Here is a 5,147-nt window from a genome sequence, read left to right as displayed (position 1 = left end):
ACGGCCCATAGCTGCCGCTCGCCAAGGTGACCGCCGCTGCAGCGCAGCTTCACCAGACCGGACATTCGTGCAACTTGCAGCATTTTCGGAGAGTGAAGGTCGGCAGAGCGGGACGAAGCTGCCACTGAACTTGTGGCAAACCAATAACGACAAATAACCATTTTTGCGCTACCCTTCTCGGAAGAAGCAATCGGGAGCGATAGCCATGGCACACAACAGAAAATTGATTTCAAATGGAAACCCCATGGAGGCCATCGTAGGCTTCAGCCGTGCCGTTCGAGTAGGACAGTTCATTGCGGTAGGTGGAACAGCGCCAGTTGATAAAAATGGTAATACCGTAGGTGTTGGCGACGTTTTCCTTCAGACCAAACAGTGCTTCGAAATAATAAAATCCGCATTGGAAGAGGCAGGCTCAGGTCTTCATGACATTGTTCGCACACGTGTGATCTTGACCAACATCGACGACTGGAAGCGGGCGATAGAGGCACGAAAAGCTTATTGTCTGGATGCGCGACCTGTAGATACGATTATGGCAATTGACCGTTTTGTGAACCCTGAATGGCTTGTCGAGATCGAAGTAGACGCCGTCGTCGCAGACCCAACATAATACGCAACGTTGGGCTCACAGCCGCCGTTCGCTGCGTTCACCACCAAGGTCTGCGGAGCGGGACAGGGCCGACTTCGCTGCCAGCACTCCAATGTCTGCTCTCGGTCAGATACTAAAAACGATCATTTTGGCGGCTTTAAGACCAGGTTTTTCTGGAAGTAACCTAATCTGGTCAATCCGGGATGCCCGCCGTTTGCAAAAGGGCCACAATGCGGTTCAGAGTTCTGGCGTCGCGGTAGGGTTCGTGCCGACGGAACATTGCCAGCGTGAACCTCGGATGCGCTTGGCGCATCGCTCTTACAGTTTCGGCGGCTCCCGCTGACTGCCCGTCCATTGCCTGAGCGGTAGCTAGCAAAGTAAAGCCATAGACGGTTGTGGGGACCCGTAGCCGGTATTCTTCCGCCGCAATTATCGCTTGCTTGTATTCGCCCAAAAGCGTCAAACAATGAGCATAGCAGAACAATACATCGCTGTTGAGGACGAGCGATCTATTGATGGCTTCGCGGAAAAGTTCGGTAGCCTTTTGCACGCTTCCGCCATAAATATGCACTATTGCGTACCCCCACAAATAACTGCGGCCTGCCTTGCGGGCCTGATCTGCTCGGCGTTCGGCTGCTTCGTGCTCGCCTTCCATCATCAAAAGCACCGCGTCTAGGTGCAGGGCATCGGGATAATTTGGCCATCGCGAGATCAACGCATTTACCAAAACCCGGCATTCACGCTGAGCATCCGACCGGCTGACCTCACTTGACGAACGCGCGTCCTGCCAAATGGCCCAGCCGTCGGCGACCATCGCATCATAATAATCGGGATCAATATCCAATGCCTTGCGATACATGCGACGCGCCGCCTCATTTGTTTCAGGCGTGTATTTGATATGTTCAAGTACACCCTGATGAAAGAACTCCCAAGCCTGGACACTTCGAGTGCGGCGAATGGCCAAGTGCGCAACTTCACCTTCTGTCAGTGCGACCTGGGTTTCGGCGATTATTTCGCTGGTAATGTCATCCTGAATTTTGAAAATATCATGCAGGCTTCGATCATAGCGGCGCGACAAGACAACTGCACCGCTGCGGTTGTTCAAAAGCTGCACTGTCACTCGAACCGTGTCGCCATCACGCCGCACTGCGCCCTTGATCAGAAACTCAGGATCAAAGTTTGTGGTCGCATTTTCATCTCGAGTGAAATTCCCCCCAAAGGTGAAGCGTGATGGCGTCGCCAAGACCGTCAGTGCCCGTACCATTGACAGGCGCGCGATTAGGTCTTCACTAATTCCTTCGGCAAAGAAAGCTTGTTCGTGGTCATCACTTAGGTTCACGAATGGAAGGACGGCAATTGCGTGCCGTCCGGCGAGGTCTGGCAAGGCAAGAGCAGGCAAATGTGGTGTGGCCCGACCCGGGTTTAGCCGGTAACCGCGGCGCGACAGGGTCTGAACTATTTTGTGATTCTGGTCATCGATGGCGCGGCGGATGTCGGCGATACATTGAACCAGACTATCGTCGGTGACGAACGTATCGCCCCAAACAGTGTCGATTAGGCTGGCCTTGGTGACGACCTTTCCGGCCTGCTCGGCGAGCAATCGCAACACTTCAAGACTTTGTATGCGCAGATCGACCGGTGCGCCGGATGCATTGGTCAGTGCTGGCTGAACTGGATCAAATCTGAATTCTCCGAGTGACAGAGCGTGATTAGATTTCGCTGCTATTTCGGGTCCGTTTCGGGACAATTCACCTTCTGACATGTCATTCTGTTCCCACTGGTTGGCCCGTTCAACTCAACAATTAATCGCAATAGGCAGACCGCAACACTAATAGGAGAATACCACAATGAACGTATCTGCATATGTATTTGCTCTGATCATGGTCGCTGGCGCTGCCGAGGCGCAATCAGTGATCGACCAACTATGTGGGTCAAATCATGTCAAACAAACCATCGCAAATGACGATGTCACGTCAAATCCAGACGGCTACTACGTGCGCAGCCTGCAAACTCAGCTTAGCCACGGTGATCGGCGCATCGTCCCTGCCGTAGGTAGTGAGTACCATCTCTGCACGCGTCCAGCCGCAACGCCGGATATGCATGCAAACCAAGTGATGCTTCTCAAGAATGGGCGCGTGATCCAATACCTTTTCATTCCAATTGAAGGTTGTCCAAGGCCCGTTTCTTGATGTTCGTTTTAGTTCAAGCAGAGATTGGCCGTGAAGCATTGGTCGAGGGGTTCGGGCTCAGACCTGTCGTTCGCGGCGGGATGAATTAAGGTCTGCTAAGCGGACGAAGCTACCGTTTCATATTGGCTCCTTGTTGGCTTGGTCGTTGGTGGCGAGTAGGTGCCGACCTCAGCCTTGCGGGCAACGAGTAAGCAAGCTTTGTTTGTCGACGCAAATCAAACATTTGAATGCGTGCTTCCGCAGGGATTGTGGTTTTTGCGTGTATCGGTACACTTCTCTCAGTTTCCTCAGTTCAATGAGACAGGTCTAACTGATGACATGATATGTCTGTCTTCGTCCTCCAAGCAGGCGATATTTTCAGCAATGCTTTGCTGCGCACTTTCACAAGCTACTGGAGATGCTGCGTGGGCGGAAACGGCCTGCCCGGGAACGGATATACGCATCATACATGAGGCAGGGCTTAGTGTTTCTGATATTTGCCAAAGTGCGCGCAGGGCCCAGTCCGTACTTCAAGAATATGGCCTTTCTCTCTACGCGCCAATCGCAATTCACGTAGTGAACGAAACTATTAACGATAATGACGATTGCCTGGCAGCTTACCATTGCGATCGGGATGAAATCACGATCCTAGAGCCTCATGCGATCCTAGAGCGTGTCGCTCTAAACCAAGTATTAAAGCTTATCCCAGACACAGAAATAGTTTTCAGCTTGCTGCTCCATGAATTCGCTCACGCTTCGATTTCTAGGTCAGAATGGTCGAACAATGTTTCATTGCTTGAAGATGAGTACATTGCCTATGCGCTTCAATTTGATGCACTTTCCACCGAAGTGCAGGCAAACATCGAAGGGCTGGTTGGACCTGATAGTGAGCCTTCAATCGAGAAGTTAACTGAACTTTTTCTGCTGATGGCACCAACTGACTATGGAGTCTTATCTTGGATGCATTTCAGTCAACCAGAGAACGGACGCAGATTTATGATGCAGTTGTTGCAGGGAACCGCGAATATCTTTGAACCGACGTTACCTGATCATCCTTAGTTGTTCGACTAGGGTTTACGGCTTGGCTCGATCGGGTCGTGCTTTGCCGAACTCCCCCGCTACAACAGACTGAGGTGCTGCTTGCATCCGCTTTAGGATCAAAGCTGCCATCCGGATACCGATGGGGTAATCCTCCCATTATTAATGGGGCCCAGCCGTAGAATTCAGGCGGCTGCTTTCAGTTTCATAGCGGGTGTGATGCCGCCGATGCCCATGTTGGGTCGCTCGTTGTTGTAAGTCCAGAGCCATTCAGTTGCCTGGTCTTGTGCCTCCTCGATGGTTTCAAAGATGTATTGGCTCAACCATTCGCCGCGAACAGTACGATTGTAGCGCTCGATATAGGCGTTCTGTTGCGGCTTGCCCGGCTGAATGTGTTCAAGCTGAACACCTTGTTTCTCAGCCCATTCCATAAGCGTTCCACTGATGTATTCTGGGCCATTATCGACACGAATAGCCTGCGGTTTACCGCGCCATTCGATGATCTGGTTCAGGCTGCGCACAACGCGTTCTGCGGGCAATGAGAAGTCCACTTCGATGCAAAGTCCTTCGCGATTAAAGTCATCCAGCACATTCAGGGTTCGGATCGACCGGCCATCCGCGAGTTGATCAGCCATGAAATCCATCGACCAGGTCTCATTCGGCTTTTCCGGCACCGCCAACGGTTCAGGTTTGTCCCGCTTGAGGCGCTTCTTGGGCTTGATCCGTAGGTTCAGCTCCAGTTCGCAGTAAATCCGATAGACGCGCTTGTGGTTCCAGCCATAGCCTTGGACGTTGCGCAGATACAGAAAACACAGACCAAAGCCCCAGCTCCGCTTGTTGGCAGTCAACCGTTCCAACCAATCGGCGATCTCTTCGTTCTCATCGCTCAGCACGGGGCTGTAGCGATAACACGTCTCGCTGATCTCGAACGCACGGCACGCCAGCGCGATGCTGACGCCAGGCCTTGCGACCGCATTAATGGCCATCTCACGTCTCTGAGATGGCCTTAGCGCTTTTTTCCAAGTGCTTCCTTCAGCAAGTCGTTCTGCATGCTCATCTCGGCATACATCTTCTTCAGCCGACGGTTTTGTTCAGCCATATCCTTCATCTCAGTGATCAAAGACGCATCCATCCCGCCAAACTTGGCCCGCCATTTGTAGAAACTGGCGCTGCTCATCCCATGCTCCCGGCAAAGCTCCGAGACGGGCGTGCCGCCTTCAGCCTGCTTCAACACTGCCATGATCTGCGCGTCGCTAAATCGTCCATTCTTCATCGTAAATCTCCTCAGATATCTTGCCGAGAAAATTCTACTTTTGAACACCACTAAATTTAGGGAGGATTACCATGACAGGTGT

Annotated in this window: 5 protein-coding genes; 3 read left to right on the top strand and 2 right to left on the bottom strand. The window is 52.2% G+C overall.

The annotated features are described in order from the left end of the window. The first annotated feature begins 205 nt into the window (after nucleotides 1–205). Nucleotides 206–607 carry a RidA family protein gene (locus tag AC221Y_RS20050; protein ID WP_486708169.1) on the top strand — a complete coding sequence of 134 codons (402 nt, stop codon included), beginning with the start codon at nucleotides 206–208 and terminating at the stop codon, nucleotides 605–607. A 172-nt stretch (nucleotides 608–779) separates the two neighbouring features. Here the strand turns inward: AC221Y_RS20050 and AC221Y_RS20045 are convergent, their stop codons facing one another. Then, complete coding sequence (locus tag AC221Y_RS20045; protein ID WP_486708168.1) at nucleotides 780–2,348, bottom strand: winged helix-turn-helix domain-containing protein; 1,569 nt, start codon at nucleotides 2,346–2,348, stop codon at nucleotides 780–782. Nucleotides 2,349–2,433: 85 nt separating this feature from the next. On the opposite strand from AC221Y_RS20045, the gene AC221Y_RS20040 reads away from it, so the two are divergent. Then, the gene (locus tag AC221Y_RS20040) at nucleotides 2,434–2,775 is read left to right on the top strand and encodes a hypothetical protein (protein ID WP_486708167.1); all 342 of its coding nucleotides are present in this window, start codon (nucleotides 2,434–2,436) and stop codon (nucleotides 2,773–2,775) included. 159 nt (nucleotides 2,776–2,934) lie between these two features. After that, nucleotides 2,935–3,813 carry a DUF6639 family protein gene (locus AC221Y_RS20035; RefSeq protein ID WP_486708166.1) on the top strand — a complete coding sequence of 293 codons (879 nt, stop codon included), beginning with the start codon at nucleotides 2,935–2,937 and terminating at the stop codon, nucleotides 3,811–3,813. Nucleotides 3,814–3,977: 164 nt separating this feature from the next. On the opposite strand, the gene AC221Y_RS20030 is transcribed toward AC221Y_RS20035, so the two are convergent. Further along, a protein-coding gene (locus tag AC221Y_RS20030) for an IS3 family transposase (RefSeq protein WP_486708165.1) occupies nucleotides 3,978–5,065 on the bottom strand; the annotation gives its coding sequence in 2 pieces (ribosomal slippage) (nucleotides 3,978–4,804 and nucleotides 4,804–5,065; 1,089 coding nt in all). Nucleotides 5,066–5,147 lie beyond the last annotated feature (82 nt).

The organism is Boseongicola sp., assembly GCF_057460485.1.
The sequence above is the reverse complement of the archived record's forward strand: the minus strand, read 5'-3'. Positions and strand labels throughout refer to the sequence as shown.

Coding starts and splice junctions, on each gene's coding strand:
- AC221Y_RS20045 (WP_486708168.1), bottom strand. CDS start 2,348: ATGTCAGAAGGTGAATTGTCCCGAAACGGACCCGAAATAGCAGCGAAA.
- AC221Y_RS20040 (WP_486708167.1), top strand. CDS start 2,434: ATGAACGTATCTGCATATGTATTTGCTCTGATCATGGTCGCTGGCGCT.
- AC221Y_RS20050 (WP_486708169.1), top strand. CDS start 206: ATGGCACACAACAGAAAATTGATTTCAAATGGAAACCCCATGGAGGCC.